The sequence below is a fragment of the Serratia sp. PAMC26656 genome (assembly GCF_016469055.2).
GTDB classification, from domain to species: Bacteria; Pseudomonadota; Gammaproteobacteria; order Enterobacterales; family Enterobacteriaceae; genus Serratia; species Serratia plymuthica.
On record NZ_CP150486.1, the window covers coordinates 3934091 to 3957930 of the forward strand.

26 protein-coding genes and 1 tRNA gene are annotated in these 23840 nt (G+C 57.0%); 5 read left to right on the forward strand and 22 right to left on the reverse strand.

From position 1 onward, the window contains the following. Window positions 1-31 precede the first annotated feature (31 nt). The 6 genes from JEM67_RS19520 to prmB form a co-directional block, all read right to left on the reverse strand. Window positions 32-313 carry a YfcL family protein gene (locus JEM67_RS19520; protein WP_013813937.1) on the reverse strand — a complete coding sequence of 94 codons (282 nt, stop codon included), beginning with the start codon at window positions 311-313 and terminating at the stop codon, window positions 32-34. Between the two features lie 32 nt (window positions 314-345). Further along, window positions 346-903 (reverse strand): elongation factor P hydroxylase, encoded by a 558-nt coding sequence (locus JEM67_RS19525; RefSeq protein WP_199636176.1) that lies wholly within the window; start codon window positions 901-903, stop codon window positions 346-348. Between the two features lie 66 nt (window positions 904-969). Next, window positions 970-1770 (reverse strand): sulfite exporter TauE/SafE family protein, encoded by an 801-nt coding sequence (locus JEM67_RS19530; RefSeq protein WP_062868135.1) that lies wholly within the window; start codon window positions 1768-1770, stop codon window positions 970-972. A gap of 3 nt (window positions 1771-1773) precedes the next feature. Continuing rightward, on the reverse strand, window positions 1774-2601 hold the full coding sequence (gene mepA, locus JEM67_RS19535; protein WP_199636175.1) for a penicillin-insensitive murein endopeptidase: 828 nt from the start codon (window positions 2599-2601) through the stop codon (window positions 1774-1776). 5 nt (window positions 2602-2606) lie between these two features. After that, entirely contained in the window at window positions 2607-3692 is a 1086-nt protein-coding gene (gene aroC, locus JEM67_RS19540; RefSeq protein ID WP_199636174.1) for a chorismate synthase, read from the reverse strand. A 61-nt stretch (window positions 3693-3753) separates the two neighbouring features. Then, window positions 3754-4686, reverse strand: a complete 933-nt coding sequence (prmB, locus tag JEM67_RS19545; protein ID WP_006326964.1) for a 50S ribosomal protein L3 N(5)-glutamine methyltransferase — start codon at window positions 4684-4686, stop codon at window positions 3754-3756. A gap of 183 nt (window positions 4687-4869) precedes the next feature. On the opposite strand from prmB, the gene smrB reads away from it, so the two are divergent. Beyond that, complete coding sequence (gene smrB / locus JEM67_RS19550) at window positions 4870-5400, forward strand: endonuclease SmrB (protein ID WP_013813943.1); 531 nt, start codon at window positions 4870-4872, stop codon at window positions 5398-5400. A 67-nt stretch (window positions 5401-5467) separates the two neighbouring features. Here smrB and sixA read toward each other — a convergent pair whose 3' ends face one another. The 4 genes from sixA to JEM67_RS19570 form a co-directional block, all read right to left on the reverse strand. Continuing rightward, window positions 5468-5950 (reverse strand): phosphohistidine phosphatase SixA, encoded by a 483-nt coding sequence (gene sixA, locus JEM67_RS19555; protein ID WP_199636173.1) that lies wholly within the window; start codon window positions 5948-5950, stop codon window positions 5468-5470. A gap of 408 nt (window positions 5951-6358) precedes the next feature. Then, window positions 6359-8524 carry a fatty acid oxidation complex subunit alpha FadJ gene (fadJ, locus tag JEM67_RS19560; protein WP_199636172.1) on the reverse strand — a complete coding sequence of 722 codons (2166 nt, stop codon included), beginning with the start codon at window positions 8522-8524 and terminating at the stop codon, window positions 6359-6361. Further along, the gene (fadI, locus tag JEM67_RS19565) at window positions 8524-9834 is read right to left on the reverse strand and encodes an acetyl-CoA C-acyltransferase FadI (protein WP_199636171.1); all 1311 of its coding nucleotides are present in this window, start codon (window positions 9832-9834) and stop codon (window positions 8524-8526) included. The genes fadJ and fadI overlap by 1 nt, the downstream gene beginning before the upstream one ends. Window positions 9835-10025: 191 nt before the next feature. Further along, window positions 10026-10322 (reverse strand): YfcZ/YiiS family protein, encoded by a 297-nt coding sequence (locus tag JEM67_RS19570; protein WP_199636170.1) that lies wholly within the window; start codon window positions 10320-10322, stop codon window positions 10026-10028. 405 nt (window positions 10323-10727) lie between these two features. On the opposite strand from JEM67_RS19570, the gene fadL reads away from it, so the two are divergent. Then, window positions 10728-12050 (forward strand): long-chain fatty acid transporter FadL, encoded by a 1323-nt coding sequence (fadL, locus tag JEM67_RS19575; protein WP_199636169.1) that lies wholly within the window; start codon window positions 10728-10730, stop codon window positions 12048-12050. 106 nt (window positions 12051-12156) lie between these two features. Here the strand turns inward: fadL and mlaA are convergent, their stop codons facing one another. The 10 genes from mlaA to ccmA form a co-directional block, all read right to left on the reverse strand. Beyond that, window positions 12157-12918: a phospholipid-binding lipoprotein MlaA gene (gene mlaA / locus JEM67_RS19580; protein WP_013813948.1), complete on the reverse strand. Its 762-nt coding sequence runs from the start codon at window positions 12916-12918 to the stop codon at window positions 12157-12159. 35 nt (window positions 12919-12953) lie between these two features. After that, window positions 12954-14165: a c-type cytochrome biogenesis protein CcmI gene (gene ccmI, locus JEM67_RS19585; RefSeq protein WP_199636168.1), complete on the reverse strand. Its 1212-nt coding sequence runs from the start codon at window positions 14163-14165 to the stop codon at window positions 12954-12956. Then, window positions 14165-14632, reverse strand: coding sequence for a cytochrome c-type biogenesis protein (locus tag JEM67_RS19590; RefSeq protein WP_006326986.1), 468 nt, complete (start codon window positions 14630-14632; stop codon window positions 14165-14167). The genes ccmI and JEM67_RS19590 overlap by 1 nt, the downstream gene beginning before the upstream one ends. Beyond that, window positions 14629-15180, reverse strand: a complete 552-nt coding sequence (locus tag JEM67_RS19595; protein ID WP_199636167.1) for a DsbE family thiol:disulfide interchange protein — start codon at window positions 15178-15180, stop codon at window positions 14629-14631. Before JEM67_RS19595 ends, JEM67_RS19590 begins: the two co-directional genes overlap by 4 nt. Continuing rightward, complete coding sequence (locus JEM67_RS19600) at window positions 15177-17147, reverse strand: heme lyase CcmF/NrfE family subunit (RefSeq protein WP_013813952.1); 1971 nt, start codon at window positions 17145-17147, stop codon at window positions 15177-15179. Before JEM67_RS19600 ends, JEM67_RS19595 begins: the two co-directional genes overlap by 4 nt. Further along, window positions 17144-17638 (reverse strand): cytochrome c maturation protein CcmE, encoded by a 495-nt coding sequence (ccmE, locus tag JEM67_RS19605; protein ID WP_004947520.1) that lies wholly within the window; start codon window positions 17636-17638, stop codon window positions 17144-17146. The genes JEM67_RS19600 and ccmE overlap by 4 nt, the downstream gene beginning before the upstream one ends. Beyond that, a complete protein-coding gene (ccmD, locus tag JEM67_RS19610; RefSeq protein ID WP_004947521.1) occupies window positions 17635-17871 on the reverse strand; it encodes a heme exporter protein CcmD in 237 nt (78 codons plus the stop codon). Before ccmD ends, ccmE begins: the two co-directional genes overlap by 4 nt. After that, window positions 17868-18605 (reverse strand): heme ABC transporter permease, encoded by a 738-nt coding sequence (locus tag JEM67_RS19615; protein ID WP_013813954.1) that lies wholly within the window; start codon window positions 18603-18605, stop codon window positions 17868-17870. Before JEM67_RS19615 ends, ccmD begins: the two co-directional genes overlap by 4 nt. A 118-nt stretch (window positions 18606-18723) precedes the next feature. Beyond that, window positions 18724-19383, reverse strand: coding sequence for a heme exporter protein CcmB (gene ccmB, locus JEM67_RS19620; protein ID WP_004947525.1), 660 nt, complete (start codon window positions 19381-19383; stop codon window positions 18724-18726). Next, window positions 19383-20003 (reverse strand): cytochrome c biogenesis heme-transporting ATPase CcmA, encoded by a 621-nt coding sequence (ccmA, locus tag JEM67_RS19625; protein WP_062868144.1) that lies wholly within the window; start codon window positions 20001-20003, stop codon window positions 19383-19385. Before ccmA ends, ccmB begins: the two co-directional genes overlap by 1 nt. Before the next feature lie 253 nt (window positions 20004-20256). Here ccmA and JEM67_RS19630 point away from each other — a divergent pair, with 253 nt between their 5' ends. From JEM67_RS19630 to dsdC, 3 genes are all read left to right on the forward strand, one after another. Further along, window positions 20257-21186 (forward strand): formate/nitrite transporter family protein, encoded by a 930-nt coding sequence (locus tag JEM67_RS19630; RefSeq protein WP_199636166.1) that lies wholly within the window; start codon window positions 20257-20259, stop codon window positions 21184-21186. 129 nt (window positions 21187-21315) lie between these two features. Then, window positions 21316-21390, forward strand: a tRNA-Arg gene (locus JEM67_RS19635). Between the two features lie 225 nt (window positions 21391-21615). Continuing rightward, window positions 21616-22545, forward strand: coding sequence for a DNA-binding transcriptional regulator DsdC (gene dsdC, locus JEM67_RS19640; protein WP_199636165.1), 930 nt, complete (start codon window positions 21616-21618; stop codon window positions 22543-22545). Window positions 22546-22576: 31 nt separating this feature from the next. Here the strand turns inward: dsdC and JEM67_RS19645 are convergent, their stop codons facing one another. Next, window positions 22577-22879: a hypothetical protein gene (locus JEM67_RS19645; RefSeq protein WP_199636164.1), complete on the reverse strand. Its 303-nt coding sequence runs from the start codon at window positions 22877-22879 to the stop codon at window positions 22577-22579. A 3-nt stretch (window positions 22880-22882) separates the two neighbouring features. Further along, window positions 22883-23806 carry a DMT family transporter gene (locus JEM67_RS19650; protein ID WP_199636345.1) on the reverse strand — a complete coding sequence of 308 codons (924 nt, stop codon included), beginning with the start codon at window positions 23804-23806 and terminating at the stop codon, window positions 22883-22885. Window positions 23807-23840: the final 34 nt, after the last annotated feature.

Here is a 23840-nt window from a genome sequence, read left to right on the forward strand (position 1 = left end):
GGGCGCTTTTAAAGCGCCCTGTAATAGGCCATCAGGCGGTCGGCAGTGCGGTCTGGTACAGATTTTCCCACATACCGCGCACCAAAATCTGGTCCGGCGGCGACAACTCACCGGCGGTTATGGCTTTGTGCAGGCTGTTTTCCACCCGCGCTTTCAGCGCTTCGGCGGTGTGCTCGCCGTGCTCTTCCGCCTCTGCCACCGCCAGCGTCAGATGACCGCGCAGGTAGCCACCGGCAAACAGTTCATCATCGCTGGCGTGCTCTACCATGTCATCAATCAGCGCCAAAATGCGCGCTTCGAATTCTGCGATCATCAAATTTCCTCTTTAAATAGCAAGCTGTGGCGTTAACAGAAATCTTCCGGATAAGGAAAATGCCCGGCGGCCAGCGGGGGCGTATTGTAGAACGATTGTAACGCCTGAATAAAGCGCGTGGGTCTTGTGGGTATTCCCTGTTCCAGCAGTGACAGCACCCGGTCGCGCACCTTGCGCAGGAAGGCGATACGATCCGGCTCGCAGTCGCCGTTCAGGTTGTCGCAGCTGACGTTAAACGGAAAACCGGCGGCCATGCAGAACATCCACTCCAGCGCCTGCGGTTTGATTTCTACCGCTTCGAATTCGCTTTGCGTTTGCGCATCGCGCCCATCCGGGCAATACCAGTAGCCGAAATCCACCAATTTGCGGCGTTCTTCACCGGCAATGCACCAGTGCGAGATCTCATGCAGGCCGCTGGCATAAAAACCGTGGGCAAAAACGATGCGGTGGTACGGCAACTCATCGTCGGCCGGCAGGTAGATCGGCTCATCATCGCCCTTGACCAGCCGCGTGTTGTAGTCTTCGCTAAAGCATTGATTAAATATATCAATCAGCTGCGTGTATTGATGGGTAGTCTGTGTGTCTGACATAAATAAAAACTCTATAACCACAAAAATAAAGAGGTAATTATTCCACTTTAGTGCTCGCCTGGCATGTTAAATATGCAGCGCCAGCCACTGCTGAATTTCTGCGCCGTGGTTGTCGTACAACAGCTTGCAGCTCATCACCAGCGAGACGATGACGATCATGGGCCGAATCAGCTTCTGCCCGCGGGTCATCACCATATGTGCGCCCAGGCGGGCGCCGAGCACTTGCCCAACCAACATCACCAGGCCAATGCCCCACACCACTTTGCCGCCGATGATAAAAAACGTCAGGCCGCCAACGTTAGAGGTGAAGTTCAGCACCTTGGCATGCGCGGTGGATTTGGCCAGATTGAAACCGCACAGCGTCACGTAAGCCAGCGCATAGAACGAACCGGCGCCGGGGCCAAAGAAACCGTCGTAAAAACCGACGCAGCCACCGGCCACCAGCCCGAACGGCAACGCGCTCAGGCGGCGCTGACGATCGCTTTCCCCCAGACGCGGGGTCAGCAAAAAGTACAGGCCGATGCCAATCACCAGCAGCGGCAGCATTTGTCGCAGCAGATCGGCGCGCATATGCTGCACCAGAATCGCCCCGGCGATGGAGCCGATCAGCGCCAGCAGGATCGTCAGTTTCTGATCGTTAAGATCCACCGCCCGCCGACGGATAAAGTAAAGGCTTGCGGAAAATGAACCGCCCACCGATTGCAGTTTGTTGGTTGCCAGCGCCTGCGCCGGGGAAACCCCCACCGCCAGCAGCGCCGGCACGGTCAGCAGGCCGCCGCCTCCGGCAATGGAATCGATAAAACCCGCCAGCAACGCCACCACAAACAAAACCCCGAGCATCTCGGGGCCAACGACGAACCAATCCATTTATTATTCCGCAGCGAAATGGTTATCTAACAAAGCCTGACAGGAAGGCGGCAATGGCGGTGGGACCGGCTTGCCCGGTTTGGCGCTGGGTTGATGCGGCACGAACCAGCTCGCCAGCTCCGCCCCACAGCCATCGCCCGGCGGCGGGGTATCTTGTTCTTGACACTCCAGGCTGCCTGCCGGACAACGCAGACGCACGTGCATGTGCGCGCGGTGGCCGAACCACGGTCGCACCTTGTGCAACCAGTCGCGGTCGGCGCCGGCATCCAGACACAGGCGTTGCTTGATCGCCGGGTTGACGAAGATGCGCGTCACTTCCGCATCCTGCGCCGCCATTTTGATCAGAGATTCAATCTGCGGTTGCCATTGACGCGCCACTACCTGTTTACCGTCGCCGGAAACCAGATCGATCGGCTGCGGTTTGAGCAGTTGCTGCGCGCTCCAGCGCTGGCGCGGCAGCTGTAACCAGATGTCGACATCCAACCCGGACTGATGGCTGGCGTGGCCGCTGCTAAAGCGCCCGCCGGCCGGCATCGCCATATCGCCGATCAGCACCGTGCCCAGGTTCTTTTGGGTGGCCTTACCGCTCAGGCGCTGAATAAACGCCAGCAGATCGGGGTGACCGAAATAGCGGCGCTGATCGGGGCGCATCACCTGATAATCCGGTGAGTTCAGCGGCAGCGGCTGAGCGCCGACGATGCAGCCATTGGCAAAACCGCCAATCGCCTGCGCCGCACCGGCCACCGGGTGGTCGATTTTCTGCCACGGCGTCAACGCCATGGCAGAACCTGATGCTATCAGGGCAACGATGCCTAACATCCAGTTTTTCATCGCAATTACCAGCGCGGAACGTTAGAAACCACATCACCGTTTTGCGCACGCTGGCGCAGCAGGTGATCCATCAGCACAATCGCTATCATCGCTTCGGCGATCGGAACCGCGCGAATGCCTACACAGGGATCGTGACGGCCACGGGTCACCATTTCTACCGCTTCGCCCTGACGATTGATGGTACGGCCCGGCACCATGATGCTGGAGGTCGGTTTCAACGCCAGATGAGCGACCACCGGTTGGCCGCTGCTGATACCGCCGAGAATGCCGCCCGCATGGTTGCTCTGGAAACCTTCAGGCGTGATTTCGTCGCGGTTTTCGCTGCCGCGCTTGGTCACCACGGCAAAACCGTCGCCGATTTCCACGCCTTTTACCGCGTTGATGCTCATTAACGCATGCGCCAGATCGGCATCCAGGCGGTCAAACACCGGCTCACCGAGGCCTACCGGCACATTTTCGGCAATCACGCTGACCTTGGCGCCGATCGAGTCGCCCTCTTTTTTCAGCGCGCGCATCAGTTCGTCCAGCGCTTCCAGCTTGTCCGGATCCGGGCAGAAGAACGGGTTCTGTTCGACCTGATCCCAATCTTTCAGTTCGCAGACCACGTCGCCGATCTGCGCCAGATAGCCGCGTACCTGTACGCCGAATTTCTGCTGCAGGTATTTCTTGGCTATCGCCCCGGCCGCTACGCGCATCGCGGTTTCACGCGCCGACGAACGGCCGCCGCCACGGTAATCGCGTACGCCGTATTTCTGCTCGTAGGTGTAATCTGCATGGCCCGGACGGAACACGTCTTTGATGGCACCGTAGTCCTGCGAACGCTGGTCGGTGTTTTCAATCATCAGCCCAATGCTGGTGCCGGTCGTCACGCCTTCGAACACGCCGGAAAGAATGCGCACCTGATCCGGTTCGCGGCGTTGAGTGGTATAGCGAGAAGTCCCCGGACGGCGTCGGTCCAGATCGTGCTGCAAATCGGCTTCGGTAAGCGGGATACCTGGCGGCACTCCGTCTACGATACATCCCAGCGCCACACCGTGAGATTCACCAAATGTGGTGACGCGGAAAATCTGCCCAATACTGTTTCCTGCCATCACGGCTCCTTACCGTTAATGATTATCTTTGTGGGCCCGCCAGAGCAGACCCGAAGAAGTCTTAGCTGCGGTAGATGCTGAAGTGTTCTTTGCAATCGACCAGTTGCTGTTTGGTCAGCATGAATACGCCGTCACCGCCGTTATCAAACTCCAGCCAGGTGAACGGAATATCCGGATATTGTTCCATCAGATGTACCATGCTGTTGCCCACTTCACAAATCAGCACGCCGTCGTCGCTCAGGTAATCCGGCGCGCAGGCCAGAATGCGGCGCACCAGCTTCAGGCCGTCGCTGCCCGCCGCCAGGCCCAGTTCCGGCTCAAAGCGGAACTCCTGCGGCAGATCGGACATGTCTTCCGCATCCACATACGGTGGGTTGGTGACGATCAGATCGTACTGGATCGCGGGAACGTCGCGGAACAGATCGGAGCGGATCGGGATAACCTGATGCTCGACGCCATGCGCCTGAATATTGCGCTCGGTCACCGCCAGCACGTCGCTGGAGATATCCACCGCGTCCACTTCCGCTTCCGGGAAAGCGTAACCGCAGGCGATGGCGATGCAGCCGCTGCCGGTGCACATGTCCAGAATGTGACGCGGTGGGTGCGGGATCAGCGCGCTGAAGTGATCGTTGATCAGTTCGCCAATCGGCGAACGCGGTACCAGCACACGTTCATCGACATAGAACTCCATGCCGCAGAACCAGGCTTTATTGGTCAGGTAAGCTACCGGGATGCGCTCGTTGACGCGGCGAATCACGCGTTCAACGATGCGATGGCGCTCGCTGGAGGTCAAACGTGCGGTGTGCATGTCCTCTGGAATGTCCAGAGGCAGGAACAGGGTTGGCAGCACCAATTGCACCGCTTCGTCCCACGGATTATCAGTTCCGTGACCATAGTAGATATTGGCGGCATTGAAGCGGCTCACAGCCCAGCGCAGCATATCCTGAATGGTGTGCAGTTCATTCACTGCTTCGTCGACGAAAATTTTGTCCAATTTGCCCTCCGGCAGGCACTGTGATTCATGATTTAGCCGCATAGTTTGCCATGAAGCCCGCGACAAATCAGCAGCAATAGTCGCGTTAAGACATTCTCATTTTCATTCGGACGGGAGTTTTGCGTCGACAGATACCCGCGACACGGTAAACTGTCGTGATAAATGATTTCCGGTGAATAAAAAATGAAGAACAAGCACCCTCTGAGCAAAGATGAATTGCAGCTCTTCAGAGAGTCGATAGCAAGCGCAAAAAAACTGCGTCAGGATACCGTTGTCCACCCTAAGCCCAGGCCAAAAACCCGGCAAATGGCGCCGCAGCGCCTGCTGCAGGAGCAGGTGGATGCCAGCTATTATTTCTCGGATGAATACCAACCGCAGTTGGAAGAGGAAGGACCGACACGCTACGTGCGTCCCGGCTACAGCGCGTTTGAGCTAAAAAAACTGCGGCGCGGCGATTATTCACCGGACCTGTTTCTCGATCTGCACGGCCTGACCCAATTGCAGGCCAAGCAGGAGCTGGGCGCACTGATTGCCGCCTGCAAGCGTGAGCATGTGCACTGCGCCTGCGTCATGCACGGCCACGGCAAGCACATTCTCAAACAGCAGACGCCGCTGTGGCTGGCGCAGCACCCTGACGTACTGGCGTTCCACCAGGCTCCCAAGGAATGGGGCGGCAACGCGGCAATTTTGTTGCTGGTCGAACTGGCCGAGTAAGCAGCAAGAATGACAAAGGGCGATGTTAAACATCGCCCTTTTCTGGTGGGACCCAAGACACGGCGTCCTACACTTTAGCCATCACCTGCGACGGGCTGACCTGCCATTCAAACTTGCCGTTGCTGCCGTCGGCCGCCAGATCGACATTGGCGATCGCGGAGGTCGCAAACATCGGCGGGCATTCGCCCGGACACAGTTCGGCGACCAGATACCCCACCAGCGGCAAGTGGGAGACGATCAACACGGAGCTGACCCCCTGCTGCGCCAGCGCCTGCAGATAACTCCCCACCAGACCGGCATCACCGCCCGGTGTCAGTTCAGGCAGCACTTCTTCGCTTTCCGGCAGCGCCAAGGCTTCGCGCACCGTTTCCAGCGTCTGTTCGGCCCGCAGGTAGGGGCTGACCAGTACTCGTTCAATATCCACAGACTTGGTGTTTAACCAGGCCGCCATCTGACGTGACTCATCACGGCCACAAACGGTAAGAGGTCTTACCGAATCGCTGGCCGCATCGAGTGCCGCCTCTCCGTGACGCATAATCAAAACTTGCATATTGCACCGCTGTTGTTGACAAAATAACGCTATACAGAAACGCCGAGCGTGCTGTATCGCCGAGTTTTACAACCCCAAAGCAAAGGCTTTGAAACGATAACGCGCCGTCTCTTTTTATGGCGGCCGGGCATTTTGCCTGAAAGTTCACGTAAAGAAAATGCTGTTTTTTACATCAACGTCGTCCTGACATGAATATGGCGCTCACATAACAACCAATTCAACGGGTTAAATTTTAACCTTTCCATCATGAAACTTATTGATGGCGATCGGTCTTTCGGCGCTATCCGGTTACGTTACGCCGTCGCTATCTCCCTGTATAGCATCCGGGATTGCAGGTATTTCAAGGAGTGATAGCGATCACACTGCGGCCCTGATCCAACTCTAGTACAAATCAGGCCGCCGCGCCGCTCACTCCCCTTGCGGATAAAAGCGTTCGCCCTGCTGCGCCATGCGCTGCAAGCGTTCGCAGGGGGCAAAGTTTTCGCCGTATTGCTGCTGCAGGTATTGCAGCGTTTTAACCACCTTCTCAGCACCGAGTTCGTCCATATAACGGAACGGCCCCCCGAGGAACGGCGGAAAACCGATACCGAATACCGCGCCGATATCCCCATCACGTGCGCTGCGAATTACACCTTCGTCCAGACAACGAGCCGCTTCATTCAACATCATCATCACGCAGCGCTGGGCGATGACCGCCGGCTGCAAATGCGACTTCGGCGTGATGCCCAGCAGAAGATATACCGAGGTATCGGCGCGCTTGCCCCGCTGACGTTGCTGACCTTCGCTCGGATACAGGTAGAAACCCCGGGCATTTTTACGCCCTTTGCGCCCGTCTTTCAGTACCGCATCGAAGGCGGCCGGCGCGGCGAAACGCGGACCAAGCTGTTCCACCAACACCGGGATAATTTTGGTGCCCACATCAATGCCCACTTCATCAAGCAAGGTAATCGGCCCCACCGGGAAGCCGAAATTCACCAGCGCCTTGTCCAGCGATTCGATCGGTTCGCCTTCCAGCAGACAACGCGCCGCTTCATTTATATAAGGAGCCAGAATGCGGTTGACGTAGAAACCGGCGCGATCGGCCACCACAATGGCCGTCTTGCCCTGTTTGTGCGCCAGCGCCACGGTGGTGGCAATGGTTTCCTCACTGGTGGTGGCATGGGGAATCACCTCTACCAGCGGCATTTTGTCGACCGGGCTGAAATAATGCAGGCCGATCACCTGCTGCGGCCGCTGCGCTTTGGCGGCAATCTGGCCAATCGGCAACGACGAGGTATTGGAGGCGAAAATGGTATGCGGCGCGGCGTGCCGTTCAATCTCGGCCACCATGTTCTGCTTCAGGGCCAGATCCTCAAACACCGCTTCCACCACGATATCCACCCGCTCAAAGCCGGTGTAATCGGTCGAGCCGGAGATCAGCATCATCTGTTTTTGCCGTTCCGCCGGACGCATGCGTTTGCTGCGTACCCGCTTGCCAAGCACCTCCCAGCTGTATTTCAGCGCATGGTTGATGCCGGTTTCATTCACGTCTTTAATCCGTACCGGCAGGCCACCGCGCGTGGCGGTCACGCAGGCAATTCCGCCGCCCATCAGGCCACCGCCCAGAATGCCGACGCGGTGCAGCGCATGGGGTTGCGCATTGCCGCCGCGCTCTTTCTTCAAGGCGGTAGAGGCAAAGAACAGGCTGCGCAACGCCGCCGACTGCGGCGTCATGGCCAGTTCGCCGAAGGCCCGCGCTTCGGCTTCATAACCGCTGGTACTGCCGCTGTCCAGGCCGGTACGTACCACCTGAATGATTTTTTCCGCTGCCGGATAGTTGCCGTGGGTTTTCTCCAGCGTTTTTTTGCGCACAATGCTGAACAACAGGCTTTTCCCCAGAGGACCGTTGAGCAAGCGTTCCTGCCACGGCAGTTCACGTCGGCTCTGCCAGCCCTGTTTGACCCGCTCAATGGCGGTCTGCAACAAAATCGCCTGCGGCACCGCATCGTCCACCAATCCCATCCGCAGCGCCTGACGCGCACGGATATGCTTGCCGGTCAGCATCATGTCCAGCGCCTTGCTGGCGCCGATCAAGCGCGGCAATCGCTGAGTACCGCCGGAGCCTGGCAGCAGGCCAAGCTGAACTTCCGGCAGGCCGAGAGCGGTTTTGTCATCCAGCGAACAAACGCGACCATGGCAGGCCAGAGCCAGTTCCAGCCCGCCCCCCAGGCAAGCACCGTGAATAGCCGCCACCACCGGCACCGGGAAAGCGGCAATCTGCGCCAGCGTGCTTTGCCCTTTCTTCGCCAGCGTTTCGGCCTCTTTGGCACTGGTGCAGGCGGCAATCATGGTGATGTCCGCCCCGGCAATAAACGAATCGGGCTTGCCGGAAATAATCACCAGCCCTTCCAGCGCAGTATGCTGCTGCGCGCGGATCAGTACGTCATTCACCTGCTCGACGAACTCGGCTTTCAGCGTATTGACCTTGTCACCCGGGACGTCGATGGTAATCACGCCGATGTTGTCCGGGCGCAGCGTCAGTTGAAAAGCCGAGGGTTTGGCCCGCTGTTCATGCAATGCGTTTTCAAAGCTCATTATTCCACCTCTACAATCATCGCAGCCCCTAACCCTCCGGCAGCGCAGGCGGTGGTCAGCCCCAACCCGCCGCCACGGCGTTTCAGCTCGTGCAACGTTTGGGTGATCATACGCGCGCCGGTAGCGGCAAACGGGTGGCCATAGGCGATCGAGCCACCCAAGACGTTAAATTTATCCATATCTACTGTGCCGATCGCCCTGCTGCGCCCCAGCTTTTGTTGGGCGAATTCATCGCTGGCGAACATCTTCAGGTTTGCCAGCGTCTGCGCGGCGAAAGCTTCGTGCATGTCAATCAGAGTCAGGTCGGCCAGGCCAATACCGGCGCGATCCAGCGCCAACGGCGTAGCGTAGGATGGCCCCAGCAGCATGTCTTCCCACACGTCGATGGCGGAAAAAGCAAAACTGCGCAGGTAGCCCAGCGGTTGCAGCCCCAATTCTTTCGCACGTGATTCGCTCATCATCAGCACCGCCGCCGCGCCGTCGGTCAGCGGCGTACTGTTGGCCGCAGTGACGCTGCCATGTTTGCGATCAAATGCCGGTTTCAGTTTAGCGTATGACGCCAGGCTGGAGTCTTTGCGAACGTTGTTGTCTTCGGTGATTTGCGCGCGGTACGGCGGCACGTAGGCGGTCATGACTTCATCGCGCAGCAGCCCCTGTTCCCAGGCTTTGGCCGCCAGTTGGTGAGAGCGGTGCGCCAGCGCATCCTGCTCTTCGCGGGTGATACCGTGGCTTTTCGCCATTTGTTCGGCGGTATCGCCCATGCGCAGACCGGTCGAGTATTCCGCCACCGCCGGCGGCACTGGCAGCAGATCGCGGAACTTCAACCGGCTAAACAGTTTGAGGCGTTGCGACAGGGTGCGCGCCTTGTTGACGTCCACCAACGTGCGCGCCAGCGCTTTGCTGACGCCGATCGGCAACACCGAGGAGGAGTCTGCACCGCCGGCAATGCCGATACTGATGCTGCCCGCCATGATGCTTTCCGCTACGTTGGCAATCGCCTGGAAACTGGTGGCGCAGGCGCGCGACACGCTGTACGCATCGGTATGTACGCTCATGCCGGTGCCAAGGACAATTTCACGCGCGATATTCGGCGCTTCGGGCATTTGCACTACCTGGCCGAACACCAGCTGTTCGATGAGCGCCGGTTCAATCCCGCTGCGGGCCAAGAGTTCGCTCACCGCCATTTTCCCCAGATCCACTGCCGGAATGCCGTGATAAGCGCTTGCCTGTTTGGCAAAGGGGGTACGCAGTCCATTTACAATCGCGATACGGTCACCGTGACGGGTCACCAACGGCAGTGCCTTACTCATAAACGCTCCTGAAAAAAATAACGTCAGCGCGACGGGCAAAAAGAGGTCTGACCTGATGAGGTCATTGTTAACCAAATGTTTACATTTGGCAAACCGTCAGAAGTGAAAACTGAGAGCAGGAGCAACTTTCTATTGGGGGGAAAACGGAGAGGCGGCGGCGCGGGTTTACCCCGCACCGTTTTGGGCGGGAATTAACGCAGGCCGAGCTGGAAAATCAGGGTTTCCGCCTGGCAGGCAAAGGTGAAGTCCACCGTGAGTTGCACACCACCGTCAACCGGTTTAATGCTACTGCTGATGTCACAAGGGTCAGACTCCACGCCACGGGCTTTTTCCGTCAGCGCAGCCAGCGTTTTCTCGGCATCTTGTTGATTGGCAAACACCTGGCTGTAGGATGCAGTGCAATCGGTGTTGTCCATCACGGTACCGACATCGACACAGCAACAAGCTGCGGTTTCCTGGGCACTGCATTTATTCATTGCATCAGACATGTTTAATTCTCCTCAGGGACCGCCATTACGCGAGTCCAAACTGCCATTAACTTTCTGGCGCAAAGACGCAAGATTCTGCGTTTATTTTACCCCGCAGCGAAACCCATCGCTAGCACTTACTTTTTATAGGTGTTTTAAGTGATGGAAATCACAAATAAAAATCGTCGTCTGCTAAGGAATGGTAAGAGATTTGTTATTCACTGCTGGTTTTTTGTTAAGCAGATCTCTTTTTTGATACCAATATTGAAATATCTCAAAAACAAAGTTGCAACATTCCAACAGGTCGGACCTATAATTCAGCCACTGGTCTGATTTGTCTGAATGATAACGGACCCTACAATCCCGCGCTCCTTGTTACCTTGTGTAACATAGTTTAAATAATAAACACATAATGAGGTTTTGGTCATGAGCCAGAAAAACCTATTTACTAAATCAGCTCTCGCAGCTGCAGTGGCAATTATTTCTTCAAACGTGTCTGCCGCAGGATTCCAGCTGAATGAGTTCTCATCAGCGGGTTTAGGACGTTCGTATTCTGGTGAAGGCGCCATCGCGGATACTGCAGCATCCGCCAGCCGCAACCCGGCCCTTTTGATGATGTACACCCGACCAGAATTCTCGATCGGCGCCGTATTTATCGATCCGGATGTGGACATCACCGGCAAGTCCCCGTCGGGTGCCAGCCTGGATTCCAAAAACATCGCGCCAACCGCCTGGGTGCCGAACCTGCACTATGTTCACCCGATTAACGATCAATTCGCCGTGGGCGGCTCGGTCACCAGCAACTATGGTCTGGCCACCGAATTCAACGACGGTTACACCGCAGGCGCTTACGGCGGCAAAACCGACCTCGAAACCCTGAACCTGAACCTGAGCGGCGCTTATCGCCTGAACCAGCACTTCAGCTTCGGCCTGGGTTTTGACGCGGTTTACGCTAAAGCCAAACTTGAGCGTTATGCAGGCGAATTGCCGAAACTGATTGCTGGCTCAGGCCAATTGCCACCTCAGTTAGCCGGCCCGGTGTCACAAATTCCGGCTGATACCCAGATCTCTCACCTGAAGGGGGATAAATGGGGCTATGGCTGGAATGCCGGCATCCTGTATGAAGTGGATGAAAACAATCGCTACGGTTTCACCTACCGGTCCGAAGTTAAAATCAAATTTGACGGTGACTACAAAAGTAGCCTGCCATCCGCCTATAACCCGCTCCTGGGCGCTCTCGGCCTGCCTATGGGCACCAACGGCACCACCATCCCCGGCTCTTTGGATCTGAACCTGCCGGAAATGTGGGAAATCTCGGGCTACAACAAGGTGGCGCCGCAGTGGGCGGTCCACTACAGCCTGGCTTATACCAGTTGGAGCCAGTTCCAGCAGCTGAAAGCCACCGGCAACAACGGCCAGACGCTGTTCGAGAAGCATGAAGGCTTCAGAGACGCCTACCGCATCGCGCTGGGTACCACTTACTTCTACGATGATAACTGGACCTTCCGTACCGGTGTCGCATTCGATGACAGCCCGGTGCCTGCCCAGAACCGCTCTATCTCGATCCCGGATCAGGACCGTATGTGGATCAGCGCCGGTACCAGCTACGCGTTCAACAAAGACGCGTCGGTCGACGTCGGTGTTTCCTACATGCACGGCCAAAAAGTCACCATCAAAGAAGGCCCATATACCTTCAATTCGGTGGGCAAGGCCTGGTTGTATGGCGCCAACTTCAACTACCGCTTCTAAATCTGTCGTTCAAAACGCTTAAGCGCCCTGCGGGGCGCTTTTTTATTGCCGTTTTATAACAAAAAACCCGCCTGGCGGCGGGTTCTCATATTCTCTTGGCGAGAAATTATTTCGCTGAATCGATTTCGTCCAGATCGCCCTGGATCGCCTTGGCGTTCGGGTTTTCTTCCGCCTTCAGTGAACCGCCGCGCGCCAGGAAGTCATGACGCTGGAAGTAGGCTTCACGCACCATCACGTAAGGATCGGAAGAGTTATGCAGCAGGCCGTCGGAATCCAGCAGTTGGGCGCGGGTTTCAATCCCCTCAACCACCCATTTACCCGCCGACATCCAGAAGGTCAGGTAGCTCAGTACCGGATAGACCGTATCCGCCCAGTCGCCGCCGTCTTCACGCAGGGTGAAGCTGCCATAGGCAGGTAACATCACATAAGGGCCGTAGCCGACATCGTAATGCCCCAACGTGCTGCCGAAACGGTTCGGTTCTTCGCGCGCCAATTTCGGGTTCGCCATCCCCGCCACGTCGATCAGACCGCCCATCCCCAGCAGGGTGTTAAGGAAGAAGCGGTTGAAGTGAATCATCCCGCGATACGGATCGCCCTTCAGGAAGGCGTTGACCATGCTGGCAGGCTCTTCCAGGTTCGACGTGAAGTTACTTAAACCGTTACGCGCCGGCATGGGCACATAGTCGCGCCAGGCCACGGCCACCGGGCGCAATACATACGGATCCAGAACGTTATAGTTAAAGTCGAACATCGTCCGGTTAAATCCTTCCAGAGGATCGGATCGCCCTTGTGGTTCATCTTGCGGCGCGCTGGCGCAGCCCACCAATAACACAGTTGCGAAAGCCAGCCCAGTCAGGCGAAAGTTCATATTTTTCTCCATGAAAACACGTTCGGTCTTTTTATTCAGGGAACCTGCTTGTTAATCTGAACGCTAACCTGCTCTTTGCCGCTGAAATTCTGCAGCTCGCTCTCACCAAACCAGTCGCCCGCCTGCGGCGTGGCGAGGCCGTCGTGAGAAATCCGTACCCGCACCTTCACCTGATGCAGCGCCGAAAGCAGGCGTTCGGGCATCATGGCGTTGCTGTCATCCAGAGAGAATGACAGTGGGAAACGGCTTAAGGGCAGTTGTTTTACCGCAACCGGCACCGGGTTGGCGCCATCGGTCACCGAAATTACCAGCGTCCCCTGCTGCGGTAAAGCGTTAGTCGCCTCGGGCGATAACGTCACGTTTACATTCAGTTTAACAGTTTCTTCGCCCGCCTGTGCTTTTGCTTGTGCAATACTGCGCTTTAACACTTCGGTGCGCTGATCGTTGGCCGGCAGCAGTTTCAACATCACCTGCCAGGCACCGATCGCCTGTTTGAAATCACCCTGTTCGAAGGCATTGAACGCCAGCAAGCTCAATACGCGCAGGTTGGTATGATCGTCGGCGATCATCTTGCGCAGCATCTGCGTAGCTTGCTTGTTATCCTCCGGATCGTTGGATCGCGTCAACACCTCCGCATAGCCGAGGCGCACTTCCAGATTATTCGGATCCAATTGATAAGCATGAGCAAATGCCTGTGTCGCCGTTGTGGCGTTATTCAGCGCCATGCCGACGCGGCCCAGCATCATCCAGTCGTTGATGTTGCGATCGTCTTGTTGGAGTGCGGTGCGCAGCCCCAGCCCAAGGCGAGCAATCTCTTCCATGCTCAGCGGCTGAGCACGCTCATTGGCGACACGCGCACGCAACTCCGGCATTTGGGCTTGCACCTGCTGCCAGTCCATCACCTGCGCCAGCCCACCGGTTTTCAGATAAAACCCCAGGGTAACCACCACCAGCAGCAACACGCCAGGCACCAGGGCCCACCGGGTGATCGGTTTCGTCTGCTCGTCCTGTTGGCCGGGAATGTCGTTCAGCAGGTTCTGTTGCAGTTCTTTTACCAACTCCGGGCGCTCGGCAACCACGCCCTGCGCTTCATCCTGCTCCAGCTCGTGCAGGCGATCCTGATAAAGCGCCTTATTCAATGCGTCGCGGCTGGTGGCCGCGCCCTGCTTGCTCTGGCGCATCGCAGGCACCACCAGCAGCGCCGTAGCGCCGGCCAACAGCACAATAATAATCAGCCAAAAAGCCATTAGGGTTTCTTCCTGTCAGTCTCTTTCAGCAGCGCCGCCAAGCGCTGTTGCTCCTGCTCGGAGAATTCATCGTTAGCAGCGCCGGCGCGGCGGCGGCGAGTGCGCAATATCACCACCGCACCGCCAATCAGCACAAACAGCAACGGGCCAACCCACAGGATCAGCGTCGCCGGGGTCACCGGCGGTTCATAGGTGACGAAATTGCCGTAGCGCGCCACCATATAATCAATGATCTGCTGTTTGTTCTGCCCCTGCATCATCAGCTCGTACACCTTGGTGCGCATGTCCGCGGCGATGATGGCGTTGGAATCTGCGATGCTGTTGTTCTGGCATTTCGGGCAGCGCAGCTGTTCCGTCAGCTCACGGTATTGCTGTTCCTGCTCAACCGAGTTGAATTTATAGGTATCGATCGCCGCCGCCGCGCTCCAGCTCAGCAATGCGGCAAACATCAGGGCAATCAGCCTCATACTTCACCCCCGTATTTTTTGTACAGCGGCAACACTTCCTGCTGCCAGACGCGCTCGTTCATATCCCCGGCATGGCGGTAGCGAATAATGCCCTGCCCGTCGATCAGGAAAGTTTCCGGCGCGCCATACACGCCAAGATCCAATCCCAGCATGCCATCGCCGTCATACAGGCTGAGCGCATAGGGATTGCCCAATGAATTCAGCCAGGTGACCGCTTTGCTGCGGTCGTCCTTATAGTTCAGCCCCACCACGCGAATGCCGCGCGCCGCCAGGGTATTGAGGTATTGATGCTCGGCACGGCAGGTTGGGCACCAGGTCGCCCAAACGTTCAACAACATCGGCTTTCCGGTACGCAACACCGCCTGATCGAACGTTTTTCCGGGCTGGTCGAGCGACTCCAGCTTAAAAGTGGGCACCGGTTTGCCGATCAGCGCAGACTCCAGCATAGTCGGATCCTCGCCACCGGCATTGCGCGTCAACTGCACCATAAAGGCCGCTACCAGCAACAGGAACAGGATTAACGGGATAAACAGCAGCTTGCGGTTCATGCCTGCTCCTCCAGCTTGCCTTCACGCTTGAGTTTTTTGCTCATCCGATAGCGCGGATCGAGAATGCACAAGATGCCGCCAATCGCCATAAATACCCCGCCGAACCAGATCCAGCGCACGAAGGGTTTGTAATACAGCCGCACCGCCCAGGAGCCGTCGTCCAGTTCTTCCCCCAGCGCCGCATACAGGTCGCGGCTGAAACCGCCGTCGATAGCCGCTTCGGTCATCATGCTGCGCGCCACGCTGTAGTAGCGTTTTTCCGCGTGCAGCGTGGCTTCCGGCTTGCCGTTGCGCGTGACGTCGATAATACCGACGCCGCCGCTGTAATTCGGCCCGCGAATGTCGTGCACGTCGCGGAACACAAAGTGGTAGCTGTGAATGTCCACGCTGTCGCCGGCCTTCATGCGCACATCGCGCTCCACGCTGTAGTTCTGGCTGAACGCAATGCCGATCACCGTCACCGCGACCCCGAGGTGGCCCAGCACCATGCCCCAGTGGCTGCGGGAAAGGTGGCTCAGGCCGCGCCAGAAACCGTGGCGATGGGTAGCGCGCTCATGCAATTCCATCAGCGTCAGAATAATCACCCACACCGCCATGATCAGCCCGACCACCGTCATGCCGGCGATGCTGTCTTGTAACAGCCACGGCAGCAGGATCGACAGCACCAGCGTGATCGCCAGCGCCACGCTCAAACGACGCCACAGCTTGGTCGGTTCATCGCGACGCCAGCGCACCAGCGGGCCAATGCCCATCAGCAGCGCCATCGGCGCCATCAGCCAGGTGAACATGGTATTGAAGAAGGGTTCACCGATAGAAATGCTGCCCAGGCCCAGCTGTTTGTGCACCAGCGGCAGCAACGTACCCAGCAGCACAACCAGCATGGCGGCAATCAACAGCACGTTATTGCCCAGCAGGAAGGTTTCGCGCGAGAAGGTTTCATGCTGCACCCGGCTGCGTACCTGCCCGCCCTTGACTGCGTAAAGCAGCAGAGAACCACCGATCACGATCACCAGATAGGCGAGGATAAACATGCCGCGCGCCGGGTCGGAAGCAAAAGAGTGCACAGAAACCAGAACGCCTGAACGCACCAGGAAGGTGCCCAGCAGGCACAGCGAGAAGGCGGTAATGGCCAGCAGCACCGTCCAGGCCTTGAAGGTACCGCGTTTTTCGGTCACCGCCAGCGAGTGCATCAGCGCCGTACCGGCCAGCCAAGGCATAAAGGACGCGTTTTCCACCGGATCCCAGAACCACCAGCCGCCCCAACCCAGTTCGTAATAGGCCCAGGCGGAACCCAGTACGATCCCCAGAGTGAGAAACACCCAGGCCGCCGTGGTCCAGGGCCGCGACCAGCGCGCCCAGGCGGTATCCAGCCGGCCGGCCATCAGTGAGGCGATGGCGAAGGCAAACGCCACCGAGAAGCCGACATACCCCATGTACAACAGCGGCGGATGGAAGATCAGGCCGATATCCTGCAGCAGCGGGTTGAGATCGCTGCCGTCGATCGGGAAGTTCGGCAGCGTGCGGGTAAACGGGTTGGAGGTCATGATAATAAACAGCAGGAAACCTGCGGTGATCATGCCCATCACCGACAGCACGCGCGCCACCGCATCCTGCGGCATTGAACGGCTGCACAGCGCCACCGCCAATGACCAGCAACTGAGCAACAGCACCCACAGCAGCAGCGATCCCTCATGCGCGCCCCAAGTGGCGGCGATGCGGTAATACACCGGCAGTTGGCTGTTGGAGTTGGCGGCCACATAAGCCACGGTAAAATCATTCACGACAAAAGCGTGCACCAGGCAGATGAACGCCAGCGCAATGGCGGCGAACATGCCGTAGGTCAGCGGGCGCGCCACCGCCATCATGCGGCTATCCTGACGCGCCGCGCCCCACTGTGGATAAATGCTCAGCAGCAGCGAAATCGCCAATGCCAGGCACAGCAGAAAACTTCCCGTTTCCGGCATCATGACTTGCCGCCCTCATTTTGCGGGGCGGTGTAGGCCGAAGCCGGCCCCTTATGGTTTTCTTTCATTGCGTCTGCCACTTCCGGCGGGGTGTATTTTTCATCGTGTTTCGCCAGCACTTCACGCGCGTTAACCACGTTGCCTTCACCCAGCACGCCTTGCGCCACCACGCCCTGCCCTTCACGGAACAGATCCGGCAGAATGCCGGTATAGGTGACATCAATCACGCCGCGCGCATCATAAATCTTGAAGTTGACCTGCAGCGTTTTCTGATCGCGCTTCACCGAGCCGGGCATCACCATGCCGCCAATGCGCAGGCGTTGGCCCACCTCCGGTTTTTCGTGATCCTCGCCCTTGCCTTGCAGAATTTCACTCGGGGTATAAAACAGATCGATGTTGGAGCGCAGCGCGTACAGCGTCAGGGTAGCGGTCAGCGCCACGCCGATCAGCACGACAATCGCCAGATACAGGCGGCTTTTACGACGTGGATTCACAATGATTTCTCCCGCGGATCAGCGGATTTTTGTTTCGACTGCTGCGACTGACGGATGCGTCGTTCGCGCGCCTGACGGCGGCTGACTTCATCCAGCAGTTGCCTGCGCTGCCAGCAGGTGTGGGCCACCAGGCCCAGCAAGGATAACAGCGTGACAGCCACCGCCAGCCAAACGTAAAAGGCGTAGCCGCCCATGGCAAAAAACGCCGACCAGGAGGTAAATGCGGCATTCATGGTTGGCGCTCCTTGTTGACCAGCCCGGCAACCCACGGGCGCTGACGCTCCTGGGCCAGGATCAGATTGCGCAACCGCATCAGGGTCAGCGTGATAAAGAACAGCAGATAGCCGAGGATCGCCCAGCGCAGCGGGGTGCGCATGCTTGGCGCGATGCTCTGTTGCATATTGGTGGAGCCCTGGTGCAGCGTGTTCCACCATTCGACAGAGAAATGAATAATCGGGATGTTCACCACCCCCACCAACACCAGAATACCGGCTGCGCGGCCGGCCAGGCGGCGGTCTTCAAAGGCGTTATACAGCGCAATAATGCCCATATAAAGGAACAGCAGCACCAGTTCAGAGGTCAGACGCGCGTCCCACACCCACCAGGTGCCCCACATAGGTTTGCCCCAGGCGGCCCCCGTGACCAGCGCGATAAAGGTAAATACCGCGCCGACCGGCGCCATCGCCGCCACCACGGAATCGGACATTTTCATCTGCCACACCAGGCCGATAAACGCCGCCACCGCCATCGAAGCGTAGATGCCCATTGACCACATGGCAGCCGGCACATGGATATACATGATGCGGAAGCTGTCGCCCTGTTGATAATCCTTCGGCGCAAAACCAAAGCCCCATACCCAGCCGATCGCCAGGCAGAGGGCACCGGCCAGCCCCAACCACGGGACAAAACGGCCGCAGACACGATACAGCCGTTCAGGCTGGGCGAATTGATGTAACCATTTCCACATTGTCGTCATTGCTCACGGTAAATGTTTTAAGGTGGCCCCCCTATCGTGGGGCGACGAAAATAGCTTTCGCGGTGGAACACGCTCTTAACGGCGTTAACCCGCATGTTAATCAGTGATGCTAGTGCACGCTCACTCGCAGAGCGGCGGCGGTGGCAAAGGGGGCCAGCGTTATGCTGCCCGCCAGCATGGCGCCCAGAATCGCCAGATACCCCGCTATCGGCATGCCCATGGAGGCGGCGTCGATAGCGGCGGTGGAAAATATCAGCACCGGAATATACAGCGGCAGCACCAGCAGGCTGAGCAGCACGCCGCCTTTGCGTAACCCGACGGTCAGCGCCACGCCGATGGCACCGACCAGGCTCAGCGTCGGGGTGCCCAGCAGCAGCGTAAACGCCACCGCCAGCCAGGTCTGCATATCCAGCGACAGCAGCAGCGCCACCAACGGCGACAGGATTAGCAGCGGCAACCCCGTCACGACCCAGTGAGCACACACTTTGCCTAACACCGTCATCGGCAGCGGCGTCGGCAACAGCAGCAGTTGCTCCAGCGAGCCATCGAGAAAATCGTCGCGAAACAAACGCTCCAGCGACAACAGCGAAGCCAGCAACGCCGCCACCCAGATAATCCCCGGCGCAATGCGCGCCAGCAACTGCGGTTCAGGCCCAATGCCCAACGGAAACAGTGTGATAACGATCAGGAAGAACCACAGCGGGTTAACGATTTCCGACCCTTTGCGAAAGGCAATTTTCAGCTCGCGGCGCAATACCGTCAAAAACATCAGAGAGTCTCCGCCAGGCTGATTTTACCTACCGCCTGCGTCGTGCCGGCCAGATCCTGGTGCGTGGTCAACAATACCATGCCGCCTTGCTGCGCATGTTGCTCAAAAAGGCTAATCAATTCAGCCACGCCTTGTTTATCTATTGCCGTCAACGGTTCATCCAGGATCCACAGTGGGCACTCACTTAACCATAAACGCGCCAGCGCGACCCGGCGCTGCTGGCCGGCGGAAAGCTGCGCCACCGGCAAATCCTCGTAACCGACCAACCCCACCTGCTCCAGTGCCCGCCAGATGGCCTGACGATCGGGCGCAGCACGTACCGCCTGGTAAAATTGCAGGTTCTCGAAGGGCGTCAGCATGGTTTTAATCCCCGGCTGATGGCCGAGGAACAGCAGATCCTGATGATAATTCTCACGGTGGCGCAGCGTATTTTGCCCACGCCAGCACACTTCGCCGCTTTCCGGCTGCGCCAACCCGGCCAGAATGCGCAACAGGCTGGTCTTGCCCGCGCCGTTCGGCCCTTCCACCTGAATAATCTCGCCCGGCTTCACCGTAAAGCTTAACTCGCTAAACAGGATGCGTTCATCACGGACGCAGCTCAGACTTTTAGCTTCCAGCATCGGGAGAACTCATATTTTTCTTTGGGATAGCGAATCATAGCATAAGGCGCCTGCGGCACGCAGCCCGCCACCGGCCGCTCGGCTACTCCAATAGGGGTAATATGACGGCCCAGATCAATAATGCGTAGGAAAAACCGACGGCGTTAAACTCTTGTTACTTTTTTCCGCCATTTTCCGCATTTCTGTCGCGCCGCCCGTGTGCCAACTACGCTTGATAAATAGCCTTGGCGACCTCTGACGGAGAAAGTTAATCATGAGCGACGAACAACCCCGCACAACAGCGAATGCCGATGATCCTCTAAAAGTAGAAAGCAAAGAGCACGAACAGGGCAAATCAGAAATCGAGGTAAAAGAAGAGAACCTGCCCTCCCGCGCGGCGGCGGTGCATGAGCTCATCCGTATGGAAGGCGAAAAAGAGCTGGAACGCGACTGGGTGGCGCTGCTGTGGTCCGCCGTGGCCGCCGGGCTGTCGATGGGCGCGTCACTGGTGGCGAAAGGCATTTTTCACGCCCGCTTGCCGGACGAGCCCAGCCGTTTCTTTATCGAGAATATTGGCTACACCTTTGGCTTTATCATTGTGATTATGGCCCGCCAACAGCTGTTTACCGAAAACACCGTCACCGCCGTGTTGCCAATCATGCACAAACCGACGCCGAAAAACTTCCTGATCCTGTTCCGCCTGTGGGGCGTGGTGCTGCTCGGTAACCTGATTGGCACCGGACTGGCGTCGCTGGCGTTTATCCATATGCCGATTTTCGACGACAATACCCGCAGCGCCTTCGTCAGCCTGTCGGAAGAGGTGATGAAAAACTCGCCGTCAGAAATGTTCGCCAACGGCATTCTGGCGGGCTGGATCATCGCCACCATGGTGTGGATGTTCCCCTCCGCCGGTGCGGCCAAGATTTGGATAATTGTGCTGATGACCTATCTGGTGGCGATTTGCGACCTGACCCACATTGTGGTCGGTTCGGTCGAGATCCTGTATCTGGTGTTTAGCGGCGCTCTCCCCTGGCAGGAATTTTTCTATCCGTTCGCCATTCCGACGCTGGCGGGCAACATTATCGGCGGCACCTTTATCTTCGCGCTCATCAGCCACGCGCAGATCCGTAACGATATGAGCGTTAAAAACAAGGCGGCGAAGCTGGAGGCAGAAAAAGGGGCCGCCAAGGCGAAAAAACCGTGATCGCAGCCGGGGCTACGTACAAAATTCACCGCATATTGGCGAGGGAATGAGCAAACGCACCGCTAAGCGCTTATTCTGCGGGTAAAAAAAGGTATACTGCCCCGGCAGCTCAGGTTGCCGGCCCGCAGGGTCCCCGTAGTTAAACGGATATAACAAGCCCCTCCTAAGGGCTAGTTACTGGTTCGATTCCAGTCGGGGACACCATCACCACGCAAAAAATACTTTTACGACAGCGCCCCCTTCCCTCGGTACTCAGCAAGACGCCTTGCCCATATTTAATAGCAAATCCTGAACTCCAACCTAATGACCCGCTCGGTCAGCCAGATAACGTCATTAATCTCAACCGTTAGTTGTAAATAAGAGAAATCGCGTTTCAGCCGCGTTAAATTAAATGCTAAAATTGTTTAATTATAAGCATGGAGGCATGACATGTTCCCCGAAAAAAAATATTTTCAACGCGCAAGCCCGCTGACCAGCTATCAATTTTCACGCCTGCATACTTTTGAATGCGTCGCCCGCAATTTATCTTTTTCACTGGCGGCGGAAGAGCTGTCTATTACGCCCAGCGCCGTGAGCCACAGAATTAATCTGCTGGAAAAAGAGTTGGGTTTTCTTTTATTTCAACGTTTCCATCGCAGAATTACGCTGACACCGGAGGGCGAGCGCATGCAATGGGCATTAAGCCGCTCCTTCGATACGCTGAATCAGGAAATTCTTGATATTAAAAACCGTGAGTTGACGGGCAACCTGACTATTTATTCGCACCCTTCCATCGTGCAGTGCTTGCTGATACCGCGGATCGGCGATTTTATTGCCCAGCACCCCACCATTCATTTGAGTATAGTCACCGGGCAGGAGATCATCAGCCTGGCCAATCGGGGCGTTGATTTAGCCATGTACTTTGGCAAGCTGCCGTCCGGGAAACAAATAGACGAAGCTTTTATGCAGGAATCTATAGTCCCGATCTGTACTCCGCAGTACGCCAAGGCACATAACCTCTACGGCGCACCGGAAAACCTGGCACGCTGCACGCTGCTGCATGACAGGTACAACTCCGGCGAAGACGAATGGTTGACCTGGTCGCAACATTTTGATTTGGCGCTGGATACAGCAAGCAAAAGCATGGAGTTCGATCGCTCGGATCTGGCCGTGCTGGCGGCGACCAAACACCTCGGCGTCGCCATGGGGCGGCTTAATCTGGTGCAAGACTGGATCAAAAGCGGCGAACTGATTATCCCGTTCAGCAACATGACCTTGCCTTGCGAACACTGCTATTTTATGTCGACCATCTCCGAACGCCAGTGGCCGAAGATCCTCGCTTTCAAAGAGTGGTTGATGAAGATAGCGCCTCTGGCCTGATGGCCGGAGGCATTGGCAGGTTTTCTTAAAATCAGCGCCATTTCTTTGGGGTATAAGAAAAATCCAGCGCGCAGTTATATAACCTTCCGGCCTTTGAATAATAAATATGCTTGCGGCTATTATCCCAGGCCACAGCATAGTTATTAGCAAAGGTGATGACTTCAACCGGCATCTGGTTGGATAACCGCATCCGTCTGGTGCTTTTCACCACGGAAAAATCACCATTATCGTAGAGAGTTATCAAAGGATCCCCCCAGGCATACCTGGATATTTGTACGGTGAGGGTGAATTGGCTTTCACAGCTTATTTGATAGTTATGAACATTAACATCCATGGATTATATTTTTGGTGCAACGCCTCTATTGACATAAAATAAATAAGAACAGCTTACGACAATAAGCCCGAAGACGATCAGTACAGAACCCAGTACAAATTCAATTTGCAGCGGCTCACCCAAAATCACCACGCCGGCTAAAATGCCAAAAATGGGTGTCATAAAGGTCAGAATACCCAGCGAAGAGGCCTGATAATTACGCAGCAGAGAAAACCAAATCAGATAGCTGAGGAAAGAGACGATAATCGTTTGGAATATCAGGCTGGTCCAGGCCACAGAACTCAGGTTGAAATGAAGGTTCTCCATCGTCATCGCCAGCAGAGATAACAGCAAGCAGGCCCCTGTAAGCTGGAACAACAGCGTCTGTTTGGACGAACAGTTCGCCAGGCGCGTGGTGCGAATGACTATCGTCGAGCCGCCCCAGGACATGCCCGCCAACAGGCCATAAATATCGCCACGGAGCTGCGCCTCACCGCCGGAACTGCCGCCCATCCCCGAGATGGCGAGCACCACGCCGCCAAAAGCCAGAGCGATGCCGGCCCACTGCACGACCGACAAGCGCTCGTGCCTGATAAAAAAATGCAGCCCTATGGCGGAGAATAAGGGCGCGGTGTACAAGAAGACCGCCATATGCGACGCGCTGGTATAGCCTAAACCTTCAGAGACGAAAAAGAACTCTAACGCGAACAATAAGCCAACGCCCAAACCGGCTAACAACGTGGGGCGATCGAATACGAACCTTTCCCTTTTGTAACGCGCCAAAAGGTAGACCGCCAAAGCGGCCACGCCTGACCTGATGGCGATTTGCAGTACGGCGGATATGTCCGGCTCGGCCGCCTTGATCGCGACCTGCTGCAGCCCCCATATGGCGCATATCAGCGTCATGGCGGTAGCCGCTTTGCTGTCTATGCTGTTTCTGGAAATCATCATGCCTCCCGCAAACCGCTCTGCTCAAAATACA